This window comes from Paenibacillus polymyxa (assembly GCF_001719045.1).
GTDB classification, from domain to species: domain Bacteria; phylum Bacillota; class Bacilli; order Paenibacillales; family Paenibacillaceae; genus Paenibacillus; species Paenibacillus polymyxa_B.
This window is the reverse complement of record NZ_CP015423.1, coordinates 3,308,842-3,331,949: the sequence shown is the minus strand read 5'-3', so window position 1 is coordinate 3,331,949 and position 23,108 is coordinate 3,308,842. Positions and strand designations below refer to the sequence as shown.

Annotated in this window: 20 protein-coding genes and 1 riboswitch; of the genes, 9 read left to right on the top strand and 11 right to left on the bottom strand. The window is 47.7% G+C overall.

Annotated features, from left to right (window positions below):
- Positions 1 to 18 precede the first annotated feature (18 nt).
- A complete protein-coding gene (locus AOU00_RS14915) occupies positions 19 to 393 on the top strand; it encodes a MerR family transcriptional regulator (protein WP_025722906.1) in 375 nt (124 codons plus the stop codon).
- Here the strand turns inward: AOU00_RS14915 and AOU00_RS14910 are convergent.
- The gene (locus tag AOU00_RS14910; RefSeq protein ID WP_061831143.1) at positions 390 to 1,055 is read right to left on the bottom strand and encodes a methionine ABC transporter permease; all 666 of its coding nucleotides are present in this window, start codon (positions 1,053 to 1,055) and stop codon (positions 390 to 392) included. The two genes, AOU00_RS14915 and AOU00_RS14910, sit on opposite strands and share 4 nt — an antisense overlap.
- A complete protein-coding gene (locus tag AOU00_RS14905; RefSeq protein ID WP_061831142.1) occupies positions 1,052 to 2,074 on the bottom strand; it encodes a methionine ABC transporter ATP-binding protein in 1,023 nt (340 codons plus the stop codon). Before AOU00_RS14905 ends, AOU00_RS14910 begins: the two co-directional genes overlap by 4 nt.
- 262 nt (positions 2,075 to 2,336) lie before the next feature.
- Between AOU00_RS14905 and pdaA the strand changes: the two genes are divergently transcribed.
- Together pdaA and AOU00_RS14895 are read left to right on the top strand one after the other, a co-directional pair.
- Complete coding sequence (pdaA, locus tag AOU00_RS14900; protein ID WP_061831141.1) at positions 2,337 to 3,134, top strand: delta-lactam-biosynthetic de-N-acetylase; 798 nt, start codon at positions 2,337 to 2,339, stop codon at positions 3,132 to 3,134.
- 118 nt (positions 3,135 to 3,252) lie between these two features.
- Positions 3,253 to 3,576: an HAD family hydrolase gene (locus AOU00_RS14895; protein ID WP_231109479.1), complete on the top strand. Its 324-nt coding sequence runs from the start codon at positions 3,253 to 3,255 to the stop codon at positions 3,574 to 3,576.
- Positions 3,577 to 3,647: 71 nt separating this feature from the next.
- On the opposite strand, the gene AOU00_RS14890 is transcribed toward AOU00_RS14895, so the two are convergent.
- A complete protein-coding gene (locus tag AOU00_RS14890) occupies positions 3,648 to 5,345 on the bottom strand; it encodes a glycoside hydrolase family 13 protein (RefSeq protein WP_069290928.1) in 1,698 nt (565 codons plus the stop codon).
- 272 nt (positions 5,346 to 5,617) lie between these two features.
- Between AOU00_RS14890 and AOU00_RS14885 the strand changes: the two genes are divergently transcribed.
- A complete protein-coding gene (locus AOU00_RS14885; protein WP_069290927.1) occupies positions 5,618 to 6,709 on the top strand; it encodes a hypothetical protein in 1,092 nt (363 codons plus the stop codon).
- 304 nt (positions 6,710 to 7,013) lie between these two features.
- Here the strand turns inward: AOU00_RS14885 and AOU00_RS14880 are convergent, their stop codons facing one another.
- The 6 genes from AOU00_RS14880 to AOU00_RS14855 all read right to left on the bottom strand — a co-directional run bounded on the left by AOU00_RS14880 (position 7,014) and on the right by AOU00_RS14855 (position 14,518).
- Positions 7,014 to 7,802 carry an SDR family oxidoreductase gene (locus AOU00_RS14880; RefSeq protein ID WP_069290926.1) on the bottom strand — a complete coding sequence of 263 codons (789 nt, stop codon included), beginning with the start codon at positions 7,800 to 7,802 and terminating at the stop codon, positions 7,014 to 7,016.
- Positions 7,803 to 7,820: 18 nt separating this feature from the next.
- The gene (locus tag AOU00_RS14875; RefSeq protein ID WP_069290925.1) at positions 7,821 to 8,978 is read right to left on the bottom strand and encodes an SMP-30/gluconolactonase/LRE family protein; all 1,158 of its coding nucleotides are present in this window, start codon (positions 8,976 to 8,978) and stop codon (positions 7,821 to 7,823) included.
- 31 nt (positions 8,979 to 9,009) lie between these two features.
- Positions 9,010 to 10,023, bottom strand: a complete 1,014-nt coding sequence (locus AOU00_RS14870) for a zinc-dependent alcohol dehydrogenase family protein (RefSeq protein WP_069290924.1) — start codon at positions 10,021 to 10,023, stop codon at positions 9,010 to 9,012.
- Positions 10,024 to 10,422: 399 nt separating this feature from the next.
- A complete protein-coding gene (locus tag AOU00_RS14865) occupies positions 10,423 to 11,484 on the bottom strand; it encodes an EAL domain-containing protein (RefSeq protein WP_069290923.1) in 1,062 nt (353 codons plus the stop codon).
- Positions 11,485 to 11,759: 275 nt separating this feature from the next.
- Positions 11,760 to 13,862 (bottom strand): bifunctional 2',3'-cyclic-nucleotide 2'-phosphodiesterase/3'-nucleotidase, encoded by a 2,103-nt coding sequence (locus tag AOU00_RS14860; protein WP_069290922.1) that lies wholly within the window; start codon positions 13,860 to 13,862, stop codon positions 11,760 to 11,762.
- A 221-nt stretch (positions 13,863 to 14,083) separates the two neighbouring features.
- Positions 14,084 to 14,518 carry a pyridoxamine 5'-phosphate oxidase family protein gene (locus tag AOU00_RS14855; protein ID WP_061831133.1) on the bottom strand — a complete coding sequence of 145 codons (435 nt, stop codon included), beginning with the start codon at positions 14,516 to 14,518 and terminating at the stop codon, positions 14,084 to 14,086.
- A gap of 270 nt (positions 14,519 to 14,788) precedes the next feature.
- Positions 14,789 to 14,898, top strand: a riboswitch (TPP riboswitch).
- A gap of 191 nt (positions 14,899 to 15,089) precedes the next feature.
- On the opposite strand from AOU00_RS14855, the gene AOU00_RS14850 reads away from it, so the two are divergent.
- The 5 genes from AOU00_RS14850 (at position 15,090) to AOU00_RS14830 (ending at position 19,447) form a co-directional block, all read left to right on the top strand.
- A complete protein-coding gene (locus tag AOU00_RS14850) occupies positions 15,090 to 16,133 on the top strand; it encodes an ABC transporter substrate-binding protein (RefSeq protein ID WP_069290921.1) in 1,044 nt (347 codons plus the stop codon).
- Positions 16,134 to 16,520: 387 nt separating this feature from the next.
- Positions 16,521 to 16,814, top strand: coding sequence for an MTH1187 family thiamine-binding protein (locus AOU00_RS14845; RefSeq protein WP_069290920.1), 294 nt, complete (start codon positions 16,521 to 16,523; stop codon positions 16,812 to 16,814).
- A complete protein-coding gene (locus tag AOU00_RS14840) occupies positions 16,811 to 17,587 on the top strand; it encodes an ABC transporter permease (protein WP_069290919.1) in 777 nt (258 codons plus the stop codon). The genes AOU00_RS14845 and AOU00_RS14840 overlap by 4 nt, the downstream gene beginning before the upstream one ends.
- Positions 17,588 to 17,631: 44 nt before the next feature.
- On the top strand, positions 17,632 to 18,582 hold the full coding sequence (locus AOU00_RS14835) for an ABC transporter ATP-binding protein (RefSeq protein ID WP_069290918.1): 951 nt from the start codon (positions 17,632 to 17,634) through the stop codon (positions 18,580 to 18,582).
- A complete protein-coding gene (locus AOU00_RS14830; protein WP_081330713.1) occupies positions 18,575 to 19,447 on the top strand; it encodes a TatD family hydrolase in 873 nt (290 codons plus the stop codon). The genes AOU00_RS14835 and AOU00_RS14830 overlap by 8 nt, the downstream gene beginning before the upstream one ends.
- Positions 19,448 to 19,594: 147 nt before the next feature.
- Here AOU00_RS14830 and nfsA read toward each other — a convergent pair whose 3' ends face one another.
- Together nfsA and AOU00_RS14820 are read right to left on the bottom strand one after the other, a co-directional pair.
- Positions 19,595 to 20,341 (bottom strand): oxygen-insensitive NADPH nitroreductase, encoded by a 747-nt coding sequence (nfsA, locus tag AOU00_RS14825; protein WP_069290917.1) that lies wholly within the window; start codon positions 20,339 to 20,341, stop codon positions 19,595 to 19,597.
- Positions 20,342 to 20,632: 291 nt separating this feature from the next.
- Entirely contained in the window at positions 20,633 to 23,089 is a 2,457-nt protein-coding gene (locus AOU00_RS14820) for a heavy metal translocating P-type ATPase (RefSeq protein ID WP_069290916.1), read from the bottom strand.
- Positions 23,090 to 23,108: the final 19 nt, after the last annotated feature.

The following is a 23,108-nucleotide window of genomic DNA, read 5'->3' as shown; positions in this document are numbered from 1 at the left end:
TCAGGAGGTGAAGTCTGCATGTTGATCGCAGAAGTAAGCAAAAAATTTGAACTATCTCAGGATACACTCCGCTATTATGAACGCATCGGACTTATTCCGCGTGTGAACCGTAATAAAAGTGGCATCAGGGATTACACGGAAGAAGATTGCAGATGGGTTGAATATATTAAATGTATGCGAGGCGTAGGACTTCCCATTGAAATTTTGATTGAGTATGTTAGGTTATTCCAACAGGGTGATGAAACGATGAATGCTAGAAAAGAACTCCTAATAGAGCAGCGCAAGCAGCTCATTGCAAAAATGAAAGATATGGAAAATGTGTTGGAACGCATGGATTATAAAATTACAAGCTATGAACAGACAATAGGTGAAAAAGAAAAACATCTAATTTAGCCCCTGCGTGCTTTACGGGACAATAGGTTCCCCAAGGACTGAACACCTTGTACAAACAAGACTAGAATGATGACGGTAATCAGCATAACCAGCGTATCAAAACGTTGATAGCCATATGCGATCGCCAGATCGCCAATTCCGCCTCCGCCGACCGCACCAGCCATAGCAGTAGCACCAATCAGACCAATGGCTGCTGTCGTTAACGACAAAATCAGAGAACTGAATGCCTCAGGAAGCAAAAAGTATCGAATGACCTGAAACGGGGTCGCCCCCATCGCATCTGCTGCCTCCAGTATCCCCGGATTTACCTCCAACAGCGAGTTTTCGACCAGCCTTCCAATATATGGCGCAATGTATATAATCAAGGGGACAATTGCCGCACTGGTCCCAATGGATGTATTCACAATCAGACGGGTTAACGGAATGATCGCAATCAGCAAGATAATAAACGGTAAGGAACGAACAATGTTAATGATCGGATTCAAAATATTGTGCAGCCATTTGTTCTCCAGAATCCCGCCCGGACGGGTGATGACGAGTAAAATACCGATAGGGATACCGATCAGGGCGCCAATGAATAATGATATGCTGACCATGAGCACGGATTCATACAAAGCTTCCCACAGTTGATCCCAGGTGATCGTAGTTCCTGTAATCATCATAGACTCTCTACCTCCTGAATATGGACTCCTTTGCTCTTGAGAAAATCAACAGCCTGCTGAACGGCATGCTGTCCACCGCGCAGTTGAATCGTCATATAGCCAATCGTCGTTTCTTGAATCTCCGTCATGTTGGCAAACAAAATGTTCACGTGGATATCATGCTGCCGAATCAATTCATGAACCACCGGATCAGAAGCAACCTGCCCTATAAATTCCAGCTTGTATATTCGCTGTGATTCTTGCTGTTCGAACGTTTGCAGCACACTCTCGGGTACCGTATCGTGAATGACCGTGCGTACAAAGCTCTGCGTCGTTGGGTGCTGCGGCTGCCCGAATACCTCCAGGACATTGCCCTGCTCGATGATTTCCCCCTTTTCCATTACGGCTACCTTGTTGCAAATCCGCTGAATCACCGACATCTCATGGGTGATGATCAAAATAGTGATCTTGTATTCCTTATTGATTTTGCGAAGCAAGTCGAGAATTGACTGTGTGGTCTGCGGATCAAGTGCCGAGGTTGCCTCATCACAGAGCAAAATGGACGGATTGCTCGCAAGCGCCCGTGCAATCCCCACACGCTGCTTTTGTCCGCCGGAAAGCTCGCTGGGGTAGCTATTCGCCTTGTCCGACAATCCTATGAACGCCAAAAGCTCTTTTACACGCCTCTCTATTTCCCGTTTGTTGCGCTTAAGTAGCACCAACGGAATTGCAATGTTGTCGAATACTGTTTTCGATTCCAGCAGATTAAAATGCTGAAAGATCATTCCGATCTTCTTTCTTACCTTTCGCAGCCCAGAGGTCGAATAGGTATTTAACTGTTCCCCCTCAACAAGAACCTCTCCGCTGGTTACTTTCTCCAGACGATTGACCAAACGGATCAGCGTACTTTTCCCTGCGCCACTGAATCCGATAAACCCGAAGATATCTCCTTTATCCACTTTGATATTTATATTTTTTAACGCTTCAATACTTAGACCTTTTCTCACATAGGTTTTGGATACATTCCTAAGTTCAATCATGAGTCCTAACTCCTTCCGTTCTCACAAGTATGTAAGATGTTCTAAGCTGATTGCTTTTCTTTGGCATGAATGATCGAATTAAATCCGAGTATTCTAGTGAGTTTTATAAAGTATACTACTTCGATTTAATATTCATGTCAATATGTGTTTTGAGTCTTGGTTAGTTCAGTTCTTGCATAAATCAGCATGATATTGCAAATGGTATGAAATATGCCGAAGCATACACACCTTGCCCGAACGGGACGGAAGCGGAGGAAGATAGATGAAGCGAATATTTACCTTGTGGCTATGCGTTGCAGTTATAGGGATGTTGACAGTTACGGCAGAACCCGCATGGGCTACTCAGACTGTTGGCGGACAGCCTTATCATTTTGGGTTCAAAAAAAGTAAGGGAGGGGAGCTGCCTTCCATCGCACAAGAAGGCTTTATGCAACTAATCGAAAGGCAAGGTGGCATCTTTCTGGGGGATACCACTAAAAAAGAATTATTTCTCACTTTCGACAACGGCTATGAGAATGGGTATACTCCCAAAGTGCTGGATGTATTGAAGGCCAAAAAGGTTCCAGCCGCCTTCTTTGTGACGGGGCATTTTGTAAAAGACCAGCCTGATTTGATGCGACGCATGGCCAGTGAGGGCCATATTATCGGAAACCATTCATGGAGCCATCCTGATATGAGCACCATTTCTTCGACAGAGATCCGGTCTGAGCTAGATCGGGTACGAAATGCATCGGCAGAGCTAACCGGGCAAAAAGAAATGAAATACGTCCGGCCGCCTCGCGGCATTTTTAGTGAAAAAGCATTGGCTTCCTGTCGAGAAGCCGGATATACGAGCGTATTCTGGTCCGTGGCTTACAAGGACTGGGACACAAATATCCATCAAGGAACGGACTATGCCTATCGTCAAGTGATTGGTCAGCTCCACCCTGGTGCGGTTATTCTGCTCCACTCCGTATCCAAGGACAATGCCGAGGCGCTTGGTTCCATCATCGATGAGGCTCGCAAGCAAGGGTATGAGTTTAAAAGTCTAGACGACCTTAAGGTGAAGCATTATCACTAAATAGTAATTGAATTTAATGAGTCGATACGTTATCAGCCCGATCCACACCTGCCCATGCGTAGCCAGTGTGAATCGGGCTTTTTAGTTTACGACCAAGGAAGGTAATGGATATAACGATATGGATGGGCTGGCTGCCAAGCTTTCGCCACTCGGCGTGGTCATCCATCAACACCATAATGAACAAGTGCTGGACATCAGCCCGCAAAATATCCATAAATGGAACGCGCTTCAGAAGCTTGGTGTGCAGCCCCGTCAATTTATCGCCTTCGGCAATGATGCGAACGATATTCCGATGTTCAAGGAGGCACAACATGCCGTCATGATTCATCACCATCCTGAACTGGCAGCCTACGCGACTGAATCGATCTCTAACGAAGGGGAAAATCAAGAAGACCGGATTATCGCCAAAATACGTGAGTTGGCTGAAACAGTTACCATTTAGCCAAACGCCAAGGAAGGGAAGGTCTCTCTATGAACCTTCCCTTCCTTTTACCATTCTAAAGATAGCAACGCCTATTGCATGGTTAGCTTATACACCCTGGCTTCATAAGGGCGCAGCTTCAAGGCATGCAGTTGTTCCCCTTGAACCGGCTTGTAGTTGGACAGCAGCAGCTCCGCCTTAGCGACAGGAAAGTCCTCCTCGGGCCAGTGGTACACCGGATCACGGTCAAAGAAATTCAAAATGACCAGCAAACGCTCTTCTCCCAGCATACGAGTGAATACATACAGCTCCGTATCCAGCGGCAACAGCAGCTTGTATTCGCCATAGACTATGACCTCATGTTGTTTACGCAGAGCAATCAACTTGCGATAATAGTGGAAAATCGAGTCTGGATTACTTCTTTCTGCCTCTGCATTAATGTGCGTGTAGTTATCATTAATCTTCATCCACGGCTCTCCATCGGTAAATCCGGCTGAAGGTCCAGCATTCCATTGCATAGGAGTACGCGCATTATCCCGACTTTTCCGCCAGATCTCTGCCATAATCTGTTCCTCAGACTCACCGATCTTCCGTTGTTGCTCATAATAATTCAACGTTTCCACATCCCGATAATCATCAATGGACGGGAATGCAATATTCGTCATCCCAATTTCCTCACCCTGATAAATATAAGGCGTACCCTCTAGCATATGCGTGAAGGTTGCCAGCATTTTGGCCGACTCCACACGATATTGTCCATCATTCGCAAATCGCGAGAGGGCCCGCGGCTGATCATGATTGTTCAGATAATTGGCATTCCATCCTTCCTCATGAAGCACTGTCTGCCAGCTGCTCATTATTTTTTTCAGCTCCACCAGTGTCCACGGCTTGGATTTCCATTTTTCCGTACCCAGACCTTGGGCATCAATAAACATGTGTTCAAACTGGAAAACCATATTCAGCTCATGCCGCTGGTCCCCCACATAATCAAGTGCCTGTTCCGGTCCTAAACCAGACGTTTCGCCAACTGTCATTAAGGGATAACGCTCCAGTAATTTTTCATTCAGCATCCGTAGAAGTACATGTACCTGTTCTAGATTGGAAAAGAGCTGATAGGCACGTACCAAGGTTCGTTTGTCAGGATTATCGGCATCCGGCAGCCCCTCGGCTTTGACAATATGGGCAATGGCGTCAAAACGGAAGCCATCGACTCCCTTTTTCAGCCACCATTCCACCATGCGGTAGAGCTCGCTCACCATCTCTTCATTTTCCCAGTTCAGATCTGGCTGATGCTCGGAATATAGATGCATGTAATATTCGTCTGTAAGCTTGTCATATTTCCACACTGAACCGGAAAAATACGATTCCCAGTTGTTCGGATATCCGCCATTTTTGCCTGTTCGCCATATGTAGTAGTCCCGCTTCGGATTATCCTTGGACGAGCGTGACTCCGTAAACCACGGATGCTCATCCGATGTATGGTTTAATACCAAATCCATCATGATTTTGATGCCTCGTTCATGCGCCTGGTGAAGCAGTTCGTCAAAATCCTCCATTGTTCCAAACTCATCCATAATGGCATAATAATCACTAATATCATATCCGTTATCGTGATTGGGCGATTTATATACCGGACAAATCCAAATTACATCAATACCCAGCTCACACAAATAATCCAGCCTGGACAAAATACCTCGTAAGTCCCCTTTACCGTCTCCGTCAGAATCCTGAAAACTGATCGGGTAAATCTGATATACAACGGCTTCCTTCCACCATATTTTTCTAGGCATGTTTCCCTCCTGTAGCTTCTCTGTACATCCAATAGCTTATGCTCTTAACATACACGCAATACCTGTCTGCGAATCGTTAGTGAAGGGGAACAAGAGTCTTGTAAGCTTGCTTCCATGCATCAGCAGAGCCGCTATAACCTACGGAGGTTTATTTTAAAAAAATATTTTGCAAAACAGGTTGTAAAAGTGTATCTGGCGTTACCTATATTTATGAACTGCCCATATACATGTACCCAAAGCGGTGCCACTTTTGAATAAAAGGAGGAATTGACATGAACCATCGACCCAAGGAGCCAAAGGATCTGATTGTGGAAACTGCTGTGATCCCGCCCAATATTCATGTGGATGTGGAGTCAGCCAATGAGGGGGGAACACGCCGCCTGATGCTTAGCGATAATCCGGAGACGCTTACCCATGTGACGGTACCTACCGAGCAAGCCACCCTGTGGCATGACGTGGTTCGCACGACAACCCGAACAGTCAAACATCGCATTTTCGGCTGGCATTATAACAAAATCAGCAGCGCTGTTAAACTGGGCATCACCGTAGAGAACAGAAGCGCTGCTAAACTAGAAGTACGTCATATTGAACGTGCCCTTAAGATTGTGCCTGAGGATGCCAACTGGATTATAGATGTCGGGCAGTCTATTGCCAAAAGCTGTTTGGCGGGTACGATGGAACGTCTGAAACCAGCAGACCGTCATAAATTCAGCAAAGGCACCGCCCTGCTGGAAGAATTTGAGCTGCCCGAAGGATCGCTGGTCGGATTCATCTATGACCTCACAGTAGAATTTGCTGAAGGCCACGGTACGCTGGATTATGTGATTCGCACCGTGATCAGCAAGGATACGCAGACCGATCTACGCCAGATTCATATGGACGCGCTTCCTCCCGTACCTCCACCCCAGGCGCATCCACGAGGGGTGTGGTCCTTTTCCGAAACGAATGCGCGGATGCCAGAGTACGTGGTGGGGCAGAGCGCCAACTATCGGGCGTGTGCCACCAAAAAGCTGAACGGCGAGACTCCTGCCGATCTGCTATTTACCGGGGCACGCAGCGAGCTGGGGCCTGCGCTAGATAATCGCGGACAATTCGGAACCATATACAACGCGACCATTCCCATCGTTAATGACAGTGACGAGGTACGTATCGTACGAATCTACGCCAATCCACGTGGGGGCGCGTTCGCCGGATCTGTACGTGTGGACGATCGTGTATATGGTATTCCTCTGCTACGAGATAATACCAAGGTATGCCGATTGGCTGATATCAGCGTCCCTCCCGGTAGATCCAGCTATGATCTGAGCTTCATGGTCGCCGGCAGTGCAACTACGCCGCTAGGTCTGTACGTCATTACACTATAGCTATGCTCACGATGACTGGATGAGCGAACGTGGAGCCAAAATTTTCACAGGATATGGTCTGCTCTATAGTAAATGGAGCTGTCCCAAAGCTGGTTTTAAATTTTATTGGACAGTCACGCTTCGTCATTAGTATAAAAAAGCGCGAGTGCAAGGGTTATTCCCCCTATAGCTCGCGCTTTTTGGTTCATGCTCACCCATTTGAGCAGGTTTGGTCAAACGAAGGCACGTAGTCCTCATCGCCGCCATACCCGGCATGGCGATGACCATACCCGGTTACCCGGTTTGTGTCAGAATAAATATCGCTCTATTTGAACCGCTGGACCTGCCTCGAAGGCATAATGGTCAACTCTGGAATATTGACATGCTCCGGCTGCTCTAGTGCAAAAAGGGCAGCTTCTGCGACATCATCGGGATGCAGCGGCAAAACGCTCGAAGCAAACGCCCGAATTTCCTGCTCGGGATATCCGGCCACCTGCGAAAATTCCGTCGCCACCGCCCCGGGGTGAATCGCAGTTACACGAATTCCTTGCGTACTGGTCTCCAAACGCAATGCAGAGGCTATAGCGCTAACGCCGTACTTGGTAGCGCTGTATAGTCCTCCTCCGGCAACCACTTCCTTCGCTGCAATAGAGGAGACAATGACAACATCCCCCTTGGCCTGTTCCCTCATTGGCTGAAGTCCGTACTTCAGTGTCAGGACAAGACCGTGCACATTCGTCTTGTAAAGCTCCTCCCACCTTTCCAGTTCCACTTCTGCCAGTGGGCTTCGATACCCGAAGCCAGCATTGGCAACGATAATGTCAAGCCGTCCCCAGCGTTCAAGAATGGCGTGGACCGCCTGCTGTACGTCTTCAGCTTTTTGGATATCGGCAGGTATTGCCATGACCTCGTACAATTCCTCTTGGTGCAAGTCGCGAACCAATTCATCCAATCGTTCCTGACGGCGTGCCAATACAGCTACATACGCGCCTCGCTTTGCCAGTTTTTTTGCAATCGATGCCCCAATGCCGCTGCTTGCGCCTGTTACCAAAGCTACTTTCCCGGCCAGGCTTTCCTTCGCTTTCCAGGATAATCTCAACTCATCCAATATCATGTTATACCCTCCCCAAGCTTATTTGGTTAAAAGCACGCGATGAACACCCTGGCTGCCTCCAGGAGCTGTACCTATATATAAATATCCGTCATGGTTCACAGCCGTGGTTACCCCATAAAGCGAGCCTTCAGGATCATGCCAGCTTCCGATAAGTTTACCCTGCGGATTAAGCTCCACGGCAAGCCCATGCTTCACAGGTGCGCTTGCACCGCTGAGCAGCGATTGAGGCAATTTGGCCATCATTCCAGCCAGCCACGGGCTTCCATGCATCTGATCTACAAAGGGAATACGTGTTGTGAAGAGACCGACCCAGAAATGGCCTTGATCATCACGCGTAATGTTATCCGGAAAACCGGCAAGATTATCCACAAAAATATCCGAAGTCCCCTTCTTCGGCCCTTTGAGCCAGTATCGGGTCAATTGGTAGTGATACGACTCTGCCACAAGCACAAAATCTTCGTCCGCAGACAAGGCAACCCCGTTCGCAAAATAAAGGCCTTCCAACAGAACTGTCGTCTGCTTGGTCACCGGATCATATTTCAGCAAACGTCCATGTGGCTTGTTCTCGGCGATTTCTTTGAAGACTACACTGCCATAATTGGAGGTGTCAGAAAAATAAATGGTACCATCTTTGGCAATATCCAGCTCGTTGGCCAAATAGATCGGTGTGCCGTCGACTTGATTGGCCAACACCGTCACTTTTCCAGAAGGATCTACCGACAGCAACCCCTTCTTAACATCCGTAACGATCAAATTTCCACTTGCATCAAACATAAGTCCATTGGGCGTTCCTTGGGTATCTGCATATAGCTGGGCCTTTTGCGGATTGCCCTTAGTATCAAAGGCAACCTTATAAATTTTCCCGTCGGAGTCTCCCGTATATAAATTTCCTACCTTGTCAAAGGTGATAAATTCCGGAAACTTAGGGGCATCTGTAACAAGCTCTGCGGAGCTGAGTTTGTTGTTTTGTTGCCATGGACCCGCTTGTTCAAATGAGGGGGCCGAAGGTGCAAACCATTTTGCAGGCTGGACAGGGGAAGGGATGAGCATAAAAATAACCACTCCCAGAAGGACTACCGCCAGCAGCGATACTCCGGTTCTGCGTACCCATTTACGCGGTTTCTTATTCTTTCTTCCTTGAGAATCTTTGACAGATAAATCAGGTTTACTGGGCATTAGATTGCCTCCTATGTGATGTGAATAATATTTATATTTGAACGACGATTTTACCGAAATACTGTTTTCCTTCAGCCAAAAGTGCGAAGGCTTCGCCGATTCGGCTGAGCGGGAATACCCGGTCAATGACAGGATGTAAACGATGGCGGGAAATGGCACGATTCATATTTTCGAAATGTTCCCGGTTACCGACTTGGCTGCCGCGAATCGTCGCAGCCTTCTGCAAAATGCTGGTGACATCGAACTCAGGAATAGTCAAGCCCGATAAGAAGCCGACCATGTTCACAGTCCCTCCGGTACGAAGTGCATTGATGGATTGCGCCATTGTTGCCGCTCCCCCTACATCCAGGACATGGTCGACTCCGCCGTCTGTCAGCTCCAGAGCCACCTTATCCCACTCGGGAACTTCCGAATAGTTGATTGTCTGCCATGCGCCGAGATCCTTTGCCCGTTCCAGCTTGTCATTGCTGCTCGATGTGATAATTACCCTTGCTCCCGCCATCAGAGAGAATTGAAGCCCAAAGATGGAAACACCGCCTGTTCCTTGCAAGAGCACCGTATCCCCCGCTCGCAGCCCGCCGGATTCCATCAGCATGCTCCATGCGGTTAATGCTGCAATCGGCAAGGTGGAAGCCTCCTCCCAAGAAAGGTGATCGGGAATGGCGACGACCCCTTCTTCATGCAGGACGATATATTCAGACGCCACTCCACTGAGCGGGCCTCCCAGACTGTCCTTTAAGACCTCCGCTCTCGTGGCTCCGCCAATGAATTTCTGTTGTAAATTTGCCGCTACCCTTTGTCCAATCTGAAATTTTGTCACCCCTTCGCCCACAGCTACAATTTCACCCGCTCCATCAGATAACGGAATGAAGGGAAATTGAATGCCGATTGGCATTACTCCGTTAATGATTACCAAATCCCGGTAATTCAGAGACGCTGCCCTTATGCGGATTAGAACTTCCAACCGTCCTGGCACCGGTATGTCAAGTTCCGTCAAGGTTAACTCTTCAAAGCCAAAACCATTTTTCAGTTGCACTGCTTTCATTTTGGTTGTCCTCCCTGTAATGTTAAACTTTTTACCTAGTATGGATACAATGTATTACGCAAGAAACACTGTTTCCTATGTAATACACTGTATCCAATTGTCTTCAAAACGTCAATCTTTACTTTAAAAATAAAAATGGTCGTAAACTGTTCCAAACTTTTAACGTTCCTTACCAAGTAAATTCGAGACTGGGTGGCTTCGCTTGTCCAGAACTTGCTCAGGTGGGCAAGCATGACCAAAAAACGCGAGTTGCAAAGGTGTGATAACCTCTGCAACTCGCGTTTTTTTTTACATTAATGGTGATATAAGCACTGTCCAATAGAATTGGAATTTGCTTATGCCACAGCCTTATTTAAGCTCCAACTTTTATAAACTACGTCTACTTAAATTTGTTCCTGACTATATTACGCTACTAAGTATAAAATTAGAGGGCGGACCGGGCTCCGGCTTGCCAAACAAATAACCCTGAGCCAGTGATACACCTGCTTCACGACAAAATTCAAAATCCTTCATCTGCTCTACGCCTTCAGCCAACACTTGGCCTCCAAAACGAAAAGCCGATTCTACAATCCCTGTAATTTGCCGCTTCTGATCACTGTTACTATGACAGCCGTCAATTATACTGCGGTCAATTTTAACATAATCCGGCTGAAGGCAATTCATAAGCTCTGTCGTAGAATAACCTGCCCCCACATCGTCCAGGGCTACCGAAACTCCTCGATTACGATATTGATCAAAGATATGATGCAAAAAATTAAGGTCGTCTATTTCTTCCGTTTCTACGACCTCAAATACAAAATCCTTCGTATTCATGGATAACTGATCAATCGTCTCAAAGGTGTGATTCAAGCAATAAGCCGGATTATAAATGGTCGAAGGGAGAAAGTTAATAAAACGTTTAATTCCCGCCGGAAGGCATGTTGCACTTTTTTCAATAGCGGAAATACGAGCCGAGCGATCCAGATGAGCATGCAAACCAGCTTCACGGGCGATTTCAAACAGTCGTAACGGCTGAAATGGTCTCTCCGCATGTGACGGACGCAGTAAAAACTCAAACCCGATAATATCCAACTTATGGTCAACAATAGGTTGCATATGGCTGGAAAAACTTTGATCCTTAATGATATTCACGATATCCGGATGTTGCAGTCTGGCTTGCAATTGACTAAATAAAAGCCAGTCCTCATATCCTTCGACATGATGCAAGCCGGTCACCACAATTTGCATATGGTTCAAGTATTCCTTCGGCAGACGAGCCAGTCCGTTAACCAGCTGTTCCAGCTCTGAACGGCTGTCATAGCGAAACTCTATGCCACCCTCACGCTCATGTTCCTGCTTCATTTGTTCCGATAGCATACCCAAACCATCTAATGCTGGAGTAAGCGACACCCTGGAATGCCTAATTCTGAGAAATCCTTGATCCTTAATAGGTAATATGATGCTGCAATTGCTGCATGTCATAATGGTCCTCCTCGGAACAATTTTCCGGTTTTTTCACCATTATATCACAAATAACTAGAACAAAAGTACTATATAACTACGTGTTTTTACAAAAAACTAGCTTATTCTTAACGACAACTTAGGACTTAAGTATATATTCGACAAAAACAGAAAACTTTTTGCACTCATGATAAATTCGGGGGCTGTTGTTTTTGACATTAAAAAAAGCAGCAAATCTCTTGGTTAAAGAGACTTGCTGCTTCACTCTGATATTGATTGAAAACTAAAGTTCGAAGTTATTTGGACGCCTTTGGCTTCGTTGTTTTAGCTGGTTTAACAGTCGCGGGTTTGGTCGTTTTAACAGCTGGCTTTGCTGTTGCTTTCGCGGGAGCCACAGCTTCCTTTACAGGAGTCGTTGCTGCACTAGGCTTAGCGCCAGCTTTTAAGCTGTATTTGGCAAAGCCGTCTGCCGCGCTGCTCAAGAATGAAATTTGTTGATTTCCTGCCAGCACGTCTTTGGCATCAGGAGAGGACTCGAAAGTAACCTTTGCCTGACCAAAAGGAGCAATAGACCAGTTGCCATCCGCCGATGGATTAATCGTTCCGTTCGTACGGATATAGTCAACAATGACCTGGCGACTTTCATCCGGTGCTGCCATCACAATTCGTTTGCCATCTGGGTTGGCCAGTTTGGATGAGGAAGCACGATAGTTATTGGTGGCTACGATAAATTTCTGCGCAGGATCAATAGCTTTTCCATTGTATTGCAGATCCTTGATACGATGAGCTGAAGAATCAATAATAGTTCCCTTGGCATCATATCGTGCAGGCTGAGTTACATCAATCTGGTAATTCACACCGTCAATGACATCAAAATTGTAGGTTGGGAAATCTTTGTTGATCAGCGATTGCTCCTCAGTTTGCTTTGGATCAATGCGGTTGAACTGACCTGCAGACCACTCCAGCCATTCCTGAATTTCAGCACCGGTCACTTCTACAGCATGAACCGTGTTCGGATACACATACAGGTCGGATACGTTTTTAATCGCTACCGTACCTTCAGGAATATTGGTGTAATACTCGGCTCCGTTTCGACCGCCGGCCTTGAATGGAGCGCCTGCCGACAATACGGGAAGTTTTTCGTATTCAGTTCCTTTAAGATGGTTTTGAACATACCATTTCTGTGCATTCGTCACGATTTGAATAGAAGGATCGTCCTGCACTAATGCAAAATAGCTGGTAATCGGTGCAGTCGTTGTTCCGACAGGTTGACGAATATAATCCAAGGTTCCTTGATGCTCTTCCTTGATCGAATCTGTCAGTTTGTAGTCAGGAGTAAACTGCACAGCCTGGTTAGTGGTATTCACAACCGGACGTACTTCAGACTGAGAGTTTGTTACGTTCCACTCGCGGTTTTTCTTTTCCAGGCTCAGGTCAATAATACCCAGCTCCTTGCCCCATGAGGAAGCTTCCACGGCCGGTACGCCGTTAATGGTCCCTTTATCTAGATCTACACCCTTCATTTCTTTAAAATCAGGACCAGGGAAAGATTTATGAGCATGCCCAAACAGAATAGCGTTAATTCCGTCCACCTGGCTTAAATATTTAACGGCATTCTCCATCATTGGCGTTTGCGGCACATCCTCATAACCTGTGTGCGCAAGCACGACAATAATGTCAGCACCTTCCGTCTTCATTTGAGGAATAAACTTTTTCGCCGTTTCCACAATATCCTTCGTAACGACTTTATCCTTCAAATTGGCTTCATCCCACTGCATAATTTGAGGTGTGACCAAGCCGATGACACCCACTCTGAGCGTATGCTCTTCACCTTTCTCATCCGTTACCGTTTTATCAAGAATTTGATAAGGGGTAAAATAATTTTTAGTAGCTTGCCCCCCCTTATCAACATAAACATTCGCATTTACGTAAGGGAAATCGGCTCCCTTGAGCGATTTTTCCAGAAAATCGAGACCATAGTTGAATTCGTGGTTGCCCACTGTCGCCGCATCATAGCCCATCAAGTTCATCATCTTGTAGACTGGATGGACACCGCCTTCTTTTTCATAGGTTTTGTTTCTGGCCATATAATCGCCTAATGGATTGCCCTGTAACAAATCACCGTTATCGAACAGCATGCTGTTTCTTGTTTCACTGCGCGCCTGTTGGATCAAACTGGCTGTGCTAATCAAGCCATATTCGTTGGTTTCTTTGTCTGAATAGTAATCATAGTTCATCAGCGACGCATGGATATCCGTTGTTTCCATGATCCGCAAATTCACCGTAGCGCTATCGCGAGAATCGCTAGCTGCCCAGGATGGAGCGGCCGAAAACACCAGCATGCTACAAGCTACAACTATTGCTGTAAACCCTTTAAACCAATTTTTACGAAATAACAAAATATACCCCTCCTCATTAAGGTGTATGCCTCATATACATACTTTTGCACATATATGTAAGCCTTGAACCCACCATTTCTATTTTAATCCAACGCCAGACAAAAGAGTAGTCATTCACTTAAATTATTTATGAAAAAATAATTAATTCTCTCAAAAATAAAAAAACCAGCAAACCTCCTAAAAAACTCGGAGATTCACTGGTTTATCCATTTATATTCTCATTATTTATTCCACACTTGGCGCTCCGTTTGCTGACCCACATACTCAATGCGAGTCGGATTCACGTCCAGAATGACATAATCGGGATCATCCGGTCCGGAAAACCATTCCTTCAATGAATCGTTCCACACTTGTTTACGTAGCCCCTCATCAGCTGTAATCTGGACAGTAGCCTCCACTTCTACGACTTCCTTTGTACCGCCAACTTCATAACCCAGCAGCAGATAAGCATTCGGATTATCCTTTAGCTCATCCACTTTATGCGTTTTACGATCTGTCGCCAGATGAATGTTCATTCCATCGTTAAAAAGGGCCATATAGCGTACTTTCGGTTTGCCACCCTCTACCGTGCCTAACGAGCAAAATTTGTTGTTATCCAAAGCCTTCACAATGGCTTGTTCTAGTTGGCTACGATCCAATGTTTCCGTTTTACCCACAGTACAACAACTCCTTTTCACGAATTAGAATTCTCTACGGCCATGCCATTGGGCACCAGCCCATCTGAACCTACCTGCGCAGCTGTTCTGAAAATAACATGACCCGATCAGATCGGATTGATGCATGCTCATTTTCAGATCAAAGCTCACAGTAAAAGTGTACCCTGTCGTTCGGCAAATGAACCGTCATCTCTTCCTCCATGCTGGACAGACCCGCATTCAAGGCATATAATCGTCGTAGTAAACCCGAATAAATGAACCCATTAAACCTTACAATGCCAGGGGTGCTGGAATCGGCCGGCTGAGAGTGTGTCCCAAGACACTGACCCTTACAACCTGATCTGGGTAATGCCAGCGTAGGAATGCTTAAGCAAGATGTGCCTTTTTTACATAGGACCATCCCTTACTTTGGTATATACAAGCGCAAGCGTCCGGAACCTCGGGGCGCTTTTTTTGTTGAAGATTAAGTTGTTGGAAAGATCGCGTCCGGCAGATGTTATTTTTATGAAAATGGGGAACATAAGCTGTCTGATTGGACGGATAACGGGTAATTAAAGGAGAGAACACAACGATGAAGCGCATGAAAATGTTAAGCCTGGGACTGATCAGTCTGTGGCTCATGGCCCTGACCCTGACCGCTTGCGGTGGAAGTCCCTCCACATCCCAAGAAGCGGCTCCCGCAACCAACACTCAAACGTCTACTCCGGCAAAGGAGCTCAAAGATGTTAAAGTCGTGCTCGACTGGACACCCAATACGAATCATACGGGACTCTATGTTGCCAAGGACAAAGGATTTTACGAAAAAGCGGGTTTGAATGTCCAAATTATTCAACCTGGTTCAGGTGGAGCCGATCAAATGGTTGCCTCTAATGCTGCACCTTTTGGTATTAGCTACCAAGAAGGCGTCACACAGGCTCGTACGCAAGGCGTGCCGCTTGTATCCATCGCTGCGGTGATTCAGCATAATACCTCAGGCTTCGCAGCCCCAGTAGATCGCGGAATTAAGAGCCCCAAAGATTTTGAAGGTAAAAAATACGGCGGTTGGGGCTCTCCCGTAGAAGAAGCGGTCATGAAATCCATCATGGATTCAGACAAAGGCGATGTGAGCAAAGTGAAGATCGTCAACATGGGTAATGCAGACTATTTTACAGCCGTGAAGCGGGATATCGACTTTGCCTGGATTTTCTACGCATGGACCGGAATCGAAGCCCAGCTTCGAGGTGAGCCATTGGATATGCTGTATGTAAAAGATTATTCCAAAAGCCTCGATTACTATACACCTGTAATTGTGAGCAACGAACAGACAATAAAAAATGATCCAGAACTGGTAAAAGCGTTCATGAACGCTACCGCACAAGGCTATGAATACACTATCGCCCATCCAGAAGAAGCCGCGGACATCTTAAGCAAAGCTGTACCGGAGCTGGATAAAAAACTGGTACTTGCCAGCCAAAAATGGCTAAGCCCGCGTTATCAGGACGATGCCGCGCAATGGGGTGTGCAAAAAGCGGAGGTATGGCAAAACTATTCGGACTGGATGTACGAACGCAAGCTGCTCAGCAAGCCTTTGGAAGTGGATAAAGCCTTCACAAACGACTTCTTGCCCAAGCGCTGATCATTTGTTAAAACGTTAAATAAGACTGAACTAGAGAAGTGAACGAAGTGCCACTACGCAGTCGGATGTTGCTTCCCATCGCTGTTGTACCCAGATTTCTTTTATGAATATCCAGAGGTTGAAATCTGGGTACAAAGGCGAACGCTAACGCTTGTAGAGCACCATTCCGCCCACTTCGTTCTTTTGCTTGTTTTGCTTTTATAAAAATGCTACACAACCTAGCTTAAAAACTAAGGTGCTTTTTAAGGCGGTTGGCAGCGGAGCGGTTCATTTGAATCTGGAGAAGCGCAGCGATCGTAAGATCAAATGAACCGCGAAGCGGTCTCCCCGCCTTAAATCACCCTATTTTCTCAAAACAACTCCACAATAAAGGACAGGTGAATTTTCATGGCTAACACACTGCTCAGTATTCAAGTAATCCCTAAAACTCCTAATAACGAGGACTCTTACCCGTATGTAGATAAGGCGATTGAGGTCATTCAGCGCTCCGGCGTCAAACATCAGGTGAATCCACTGGATACGACCATGGAGGGCGACCTCGACGAGTTGCTGAAAGTGGTTAAAGAAATGCACGAGGCTTTGACGGAAGCGGGCAGTCCCAGCGTCATTTCACAGATCAAAATCGCACATAACCCACAAGGCATCAGCATGAACAAGCTGACCGAGAAATATCGCCCATGAATCCGAAAGGCAAGAACGCATCCTGGTGGAAAAGCGTATGGCCGCCCCTTGTGGCGGTCCTCTTCTTTTTAGCGGCTTGGCAGGGAGCGGTTTCCTATTTACATATTGAATCCTGGCTACTGCCAGCTCCATCTCTCATCGTACAAGAGGGCATGGCGCAATCGGCGTTGCTTGGCACCCATACATGGGCTACAATTCGTCTGACACTTGCGGGATTCGCTATAGGGACAGCTACGGGACTGCTGATCGCCATCGTTCTTCATACGATTCCTTTTCTCAAATCTGCTCTATACCCGCTCTTGATCCTTAGCCAAAACATTCCGATCATCGCTCTGGGTCCGCTGCTCATGGTGTGGTTTGGTTTTGGCGTGCTGCCCAAGCTCATGGTCATTACCTTAGTATGCTTTTTTCCCGTGGCTGTAGCGGCCATGGACGGGCTGACTCGAACAGACCGTACGATGATGAACTATATGCGGATGTCGGGTGCAAGCCGCATGTCTATTTTTATGAAGCTGGAGCTGCCACATTCCCTGCCGCAAGTCTTTTCTGGCGTTAAAATTGCTGCTACCTATAGTGTGATGGGCGCGATCATTGCCGAATGGATCGGAGCTAGTGAAGGAATTGGATATTATATGCTGCTGCAAAAATCGGCCTATCGCACGGACCTCATTTTTGCAGCCATCGGCATTATTGTCGCACTCAGCTTACTCATGTTTGTGGTTATTTTACTACTGGAGAAATGGTTGGTTCGCTGGAAACCCGATCGAGAGTAGCTTCCTCCTTGAATTAAATACAGCAAAGAAAGGACGTGGCGCGTATGAGTCTGCATCCGATTGACTTATCATCACACAACGTGGCTAATGAACAACGAGCCGGGGAACAACAGAGTCCTTCAACTGCTCCTCCTGCTTTGGAATTGGACGGGATCAGCCTTGCCTTCCGCGAAAAGCGAAGCTTACTGCCCGTACTGCAGGATGTATCCCTCACAGTCAAGCCGGGAGAATTCGTTTCCCTCATCGGTCCGTCAGGCAGCGGCAAAAGCACGCTGTTTCACATCATCGGTGGGCTACTCAAACCCCAGCAGGGACGTATCCGTATGCACGGACGGGACATGACTGGTGAACGTGGGCATATCAGCTATATGCCGCAGCAGCCCGCCCTTTTTCCGTGGCGTACCACGCTGGACAACGTACTGCTTGGGCAGGAAAATGCTCCACGTAAGACTACAGTAGTCCCCCCTCAGTACGCAAGTGAACGCGAGCGTCGCAAAGAAGCCTTGCAATGGCTCGAACAGGTTGGACTTGGTAAATTCGCCAAGGCGTATCCACATACGCTGTCTGGTGGAATGCAACAGCGCGCCGCCTTTCTACGAGCACTACTCAGCCCGCAGGAATTAATGCTGCTGGATGAGCCGTTCAGCGCACTCGATGCGCTGACACGTGCAGACATGCAGCAATGGTTATTACGTATGTGGGAAAAGAACCGCCGTTCTGTGCTGTTTATTACCCACAGCATTGAAGAAGCACTGCTGCTCTCCGACCGCATCTATGTGCTGTCGGCGCGACCTGCTTCGGTGGTGCATGTCGTAGATGTCCCTTTTCCCCGCCCGCGTAGGGAAGAAATCACCCTCGATCCGCTCTTTATTGAATGGAAGCGGACCATGACCAGCTGGATGCGCGAGGAAAAGTACAAACTGGACGGCGACATGGACAATGCTCAGAGCGTCCACAAGAATATCCCGGAAGATGGATTGAATCGACATGAGTGACGTAAAAGTTCGATGTGCATTGAAATGGAACAGCCAAACAAAGCCAGGCTTGGATTTGACCGCAATTGAGCCCGCTCCATTGATCGACGCGCATATTCATGTAGACAGCTACCCGCCTGAACAACAGGAGTTATTGCTCGCTTCACTTGCCGATAGCAGCGTCCAAACCGTGATAGCCGTGTCGATGCATCTGGGCTCCAGCCGAGCCAATCTACGGTTAGCCAAGCGTTACCCCGAGCTGGTACGACCAGCCTTTGGCTTTCATCCCGAACAGACTCTTCCACCGCAAGCTGAGCTTGACCTCTTGTTCTACTGGATGGACGAACATATACAGCAGATGGTCGCCGTGGGTGAAGTCGGCTTGCCCTATTACAATCGGCTGGAAGCCTCACAGAGTGGTTCACCTTTTGACCTCGCTCCCTACATAGCGCTGCTGGAGCGTTTTATCCAGTTTGCAAGCAAGCATAACAAGCCCATTATCCTACACGCCGTTTATGAGGACGCAGACATCGCCTGTGACCTTCTGGAACGTCACAGCGTCACGCAGGCGCATTTTCACTGGTTTAAAGGCTCTGCCGCCACAACCGAACGTATGGCCCGGAACGGCTATTATGTCTCCTTCACACCGGATCTTCTGTACGAAGAAGAGATCCGCAGTTTGGCAAGACAGTATCCGTTTGATCAGATCATGGCAGAGACAGACGGTCCCTGGCCGTTCGAGGGGCCTTTTACCGGACAACAGACACATCCACGGATGACTGCCGACGTCATTCGCGCGTATAGCAAGCTGACCCATCAAGATGAATCTGCCGTGCGTCAATTATTTCATGAAAATACGAGACGCTTTTACTCACTATCTGATTGATAAAGGATACCAGCTATTTACTCACTGGAAGGTTTACAACCACAACATGCAACTAAAGCAAAGAACCTCCTTATTTACGCGGGACATCATCATGCGTAAATAAGGAGGTTCTTGTATTTTGCAGAGTTTTTTGTCGCTACTCAGCTTTTATTGCTTCAAGAAACCCTTCTGTTCCAAAAATGGCTTCATCTGCAAACGTGCTGGCTCGGTCAGTCTCGCGGCCATTTGCTCAGACCATGGCGTGGAGCGTTGACCGCCCGTACGCTCCTTCAAATATTCGGCTGATGTGTGGTCGTATACCTCTACAGCTTTCATCGTCTGATTTTTGTCGTAGCCGTTCATATGCAAAACACCGGACAGCGGAAGACGTGGGCGCAAGCCCGTTTCCTGATCTGGTACACCAATACACATACCGAACACTGGATACACCAGCTCTGGCAACCCTAGCAACTCAGATACCTCTGCTATTTTAGTACGAATGCCGCCAATGTAGACGATGCCCAGGCCCAGTGATTCAGCGGCTACCGCTGCATTTTGTGCAGCTAACGCGGCATCAATGGTCGCAACCGTATAATTTTCGACGGACCCTTCATAGGAAGGCTGACCTGGCTGATGGTGGAGTGTGACCTGCTTCAAACGGTACAGATCTGCGCACCATACCAGAAACGCGGGGCATTGCTCAACGTAAGCCTGCCCTCCTGCCAACTCGGCCAGTTTTGTTTTTAAAGAAGGATCGGTAACGGCAATAACGGTATATGCCTGCACATTACTGGACGAGGATGCCATTTGGCCAGCTGCCACAATAGCTGCGAGCTGCTCGTCGGTAACGGCGGCGTCTGACTTGAACTTTCGCACAGACCGGTGATTCATCAACAAGGAAATCGTATCATTCATGACTGCTTCACTCCTAATCCATAATTTAAGCTCTTTATCTACTTCTAGCTGTGAGTATACGAAGAAGTTCTTGCATGCTTGCATGGCACTCCTACAAATATTATGAAACTTTCGCGAATGATAAGCAACCTGACGTGATGAGGGTTAACAGTATGGTTTTAAAAAAAACAAACACAACAAAAAGCAAGCACGCAGAAAACCAATTGTGCGTACTTGCTCTATACTCTGATAATAACTTTATCTCGCTACAGATGTCCGGCAGCACGCTATCCTGCTGGTGCATCCATACATTTACAGCTTCACCCGTTGGAGACGCAGTGCATTTAGCACAACCGAAACAGAGCTAAATGCCATGGCTGCTCCCGCCAACCATGGAGCAAGGAAGCCCAAAGCGGCAATCGGAATACCGATCACGTTATAACCGAGCGCCCAAAACAGATTTTGCCGTATGTTTGTCATCGTCCGGCGGCTCATTTCGATCGCGTCAGGAATGCTGTTCAGGTTGCCGCGCATGAGGGTAATATCCGCCGCCTCCATGGCCACATCCGTTCCCGTGCCCATCGCCATCCCAATATTAGCAGTAGCCAGCGCAGGCGCATCGTTAATACCATCCCCAACCATAGCTACGATCATGCCTTGTTCCTGAAGCCGTTTCACTTCCTCAGCCTTTCCTTCAGGCAGCACCTCCGCCAGCACTCGTTCAATCCCGGCCTCGGCGGCAACAGCCCGCGCAGTCCGTTCATTGTCACCCGTAATCATGATGACTTCAATGTTCATCGCCCGCAGACGGGCAACGGCCTCCCGTGACGTTTCTTTAATCGTGTCCGCTACAGCCACCAGTCCGGCATAGGAACCGTCCACAGCGACCAGCATCGCGGTTTTCCCTGCGTTTTCCAGCTCATTCATATACTGCTCGGCTGAGTCATCTATTGCGATGCCTTCCCTGCTCATCAATCGGCGTGTACCCGCCAATACCTGCTTACCTTCCACATGCGCTTTCACACCATAACCCGGAATATTTTCAAAATCTGTCGGTCCTACCAGCTCAATTCCTCGATCTGCAATCCCCTTTACAATGGCTTCCGCCAGCGGATGCTCCGAGCTTTTTTCTGCTGCACCGAGCAACCGCAGCAAATCGTTTTCAGCCAAGCCGCTTGCACCAACCATAACATCTGTCAGCTCTGGCTTGCCGTTCGTAACTGTTCCTGTTTTATCCAATACCACTGCGTTGACTGAACGGGTCATTTCCAAATGCTCGCCGCCCTTGAACAAAATACCGTATTCAGCGGCACGTCCCGAGCCTGCCATAATGGACGTTGGAGTAGCCAATCCGAGCGCACAAGGACAAGCAATGACGAGAACTGCAATCATTTTCTCCAGTGAGCCTGCAAAATCAGTCGGCGTCACAAGGAAAAACCAGACGATAAAGGCTAACACAGCAATAGCAACAACAATGGGGACAAAAATACCGGAAATCTGATCCGCAATCCGCTGAATCGGGGCCTTGGAGTTTTGCGCATCTTCCACGACCTTAATAATACGGGACAACGCTGTATCACCACCCACACGCTCGGCCTGAATACGTAATACCCCGTTTTTATTGAGCGTCGCCCCTGTAACAGCGGAACCCGCTTCTTTTTCAACCGGAAGACTCTCACCACTTAACATGGATTCGTCCACTGCCGAACGTCCGTCCACAACCACACCATCGACAGGAATTTTCTCGCCGGGTCGTACAATAAAGATATCCTTCACACGTACCTGTTCGATCGGTATATCAGTCTCTTGTCCATCACGTACTACACGTGCCGTCGTCGCCTGTAAGCTCATCAGGCTCTTGATCGCCTCGGACGAACGCCCTTTGGCTACCGCCTCGAACCATTTACCCACTAAAATAAGCGTAATTAGTACTGCACTTGTCTCGTAATACAGCTCTGGCATGGTCATGACAGGCATTCCCGCCATCCCCTCCATGACATCAGACGGACGCAGCGTAAGGTACAAGCTGTAAAAATAAGCCGCAGACGTACCCAGTGCAACTAACACATCCATATTCGAACTCCCGTTGCGAAGCGCTTTGTACGCGCCCACATAAAACTGCCAACCAATGACGAACTGAATCGGCGTTGTCAGCACTAGTTGGAACCATGGATTCAAGAACAGTTCCGGCACATAAATCCATGACGTAAAGGAAAAATGAGCCACCATCGCCCACAACAACGGAAACGACAGCACTGCGGACACAATCCACTTCCATTTTTTACGATGGATATCCTTACTGCGCACATCCGCGATATTGTCCTCAGCGCTCTGCGGGATCGCTCCGTAGCCTAGCTGTTCAATCTTGCTCACCAGATCACCAACCGCAATACTCCCCGCGGCATATTCCACATGAGCTGTTTCCATCGCCAAGTTTACCGTGGCACCTGTTACACCAGGCATCCGATTCAATCCCTTTTCAATCCGGGTTGCACAGGCCGCACAAGTCATGCCCGTCACATTCAGATTGGCTTCTTCACTGACAGTTCCAAACCCAAGAGAAGCAATTTTATCGCGAAACTCAGGGATCTCCACCTGCTTGGGATCATAGGATATCGACGCCTGCTCCAAAGCCAAATTCACATTAGCCTGTGCCACACCATCTATTCGATTTAAACCTTTCTCAATACGGCTTGCGCAAGCGGCACAGGACATCCCCGTAATGTGAAGCGTTGTCTGCTTGTCACCGTCGGTCGCACGGTTTTCCATAGTAACCCTCCTCTTATAC

Excerpts from the sequence above, each read along its gene's own strand:
- AOU00_RS14915 (WP_025722906.1), top strand. The coding sequence starts at position 19 with ATGTTGATCGCAGAAGTAAGCAAAAAATTTGAACTATCTCAGGATACA.
- AOU00_RS14910 (WP_061831143.1), bottom strand. The coding sequence starts at position 1,055 with ATGATGATTACAGGAACTACGATCACCTGGGATCAACTGTGGGAAGCT.
- AOU00_RS14905 (WP_061831142.1), bottom strand. The coding sequence starts at position 2,074 with ATGATTGAACTTAGGAATGTATCCAAAACCTATGTGAGAAAAGGTCTA.
- pdaA (WP_061831141.1), top strand. The coding sequence starts at position 2,337 with ATGAAGCGAATATTTACCTTGTGGCTATGCGTTGCAGTTATAGGGATG.
- AOU00_RS14895 (WP_231109479.1), top strand. The coding sequence starts at position 3,253 with ATGGATGGGCTGGCTGCCAAGCTTTCGCCACTCGGCGTGGTCATCCAT.
- AOU00_RS14890 (WP_069290928.1), bottom strand. The coding sequence starts at position 5,345 with ATGCCTAGAAAAATATGGTGGAAGGAAGCCGTTGTATATCAGATTTAC.
- AOU00_RS14885 (WP_069290927.1), top strand. The coding sequence starts at position 5,618 with ATGAACCATCGACCCAAGGAGCCAAAGGATCTGATTGTGGAAACTGCT.
- AOU00_RS14880 (WP_069290926.1), bottom strand. The coding sequence starts at position 7,802 with ATGATATTGGATGAGTTGAGATTATCCTGGAAAGCGAAGGAAAGCCTG.
- AOU00_RS14875 (WP_069290925.1), bottom strand. The coding sequence starts at position 8,978 with ATGCCCAGTAAACCTGATTTATCTGTCAAAGATTCTCAAGGAAGAAAG.
- AOU00_RS14870 (WP_069290924.1), bottom strand. The coding sequence starts at position 10,023 with ATGAAAGCAGTGCAACTGAAAAATGGTTTTGGCTTTGAAGAGTTAACC.
- AOU00_RS14865 (WP_069290923.1), bottom strand. The coding sequence starts at position 11,484 with ATGACATGCAGCAATTGCAGCATCATATTACCTATTAAGGATCAAGGA.
- AOU00_RS14850 (WP_069290921.1), top strand. The coding sequence starts at position 15,090 with ATGAAGCGCATGAAAATGTTAAGCCTGGGACTGATCAGTCTGTGGCTC.
- AOU00_RS14845 (WP_069290920.1), top strand. The coding sequence starts at position 16,521 with ATGGCTAACACACTGCTCAGTATTCAAGTAATCCCTAAAACTCCTAAT.
- AOU00_RS14840 (WP_069290919.1), top strand. The coding sequence starts at position 16,811 with ATGAATCCGAAAGGCAAGAACGCATCCTGGTGGAAAAGCGTATGGCCG.
- AOU00_RS14835 (WP_069290918.1), top strand. The coding sequence starts at position 17,632 with ATGAGTCTGCATCCGATTGACTTATCATCACACAACGTGGCTAATGAA.
- AOU00_RS14830 (WP_081330713.1), top strand. The coding sequence starts at position 18,575 with ATGAGTGACGTAAAAGTTCGATGTGCATTGAAATGGAACAGCCAAACA.
- nfsA (WP_069290917.1), bottom strand. The coding sequence starts at position 20,341 with ATGAATGATACGATTTCCTTGTTGATGAATCACCGGTCTGTGCGAAAG.
- AOU00_RS14820 (WP_069290916.1), bottom strand. The coding sequence starts at position 23,089 with ATGGAAAACCGTGCGACCGACGGTGACAAGCAGACAACGCTTCACATT.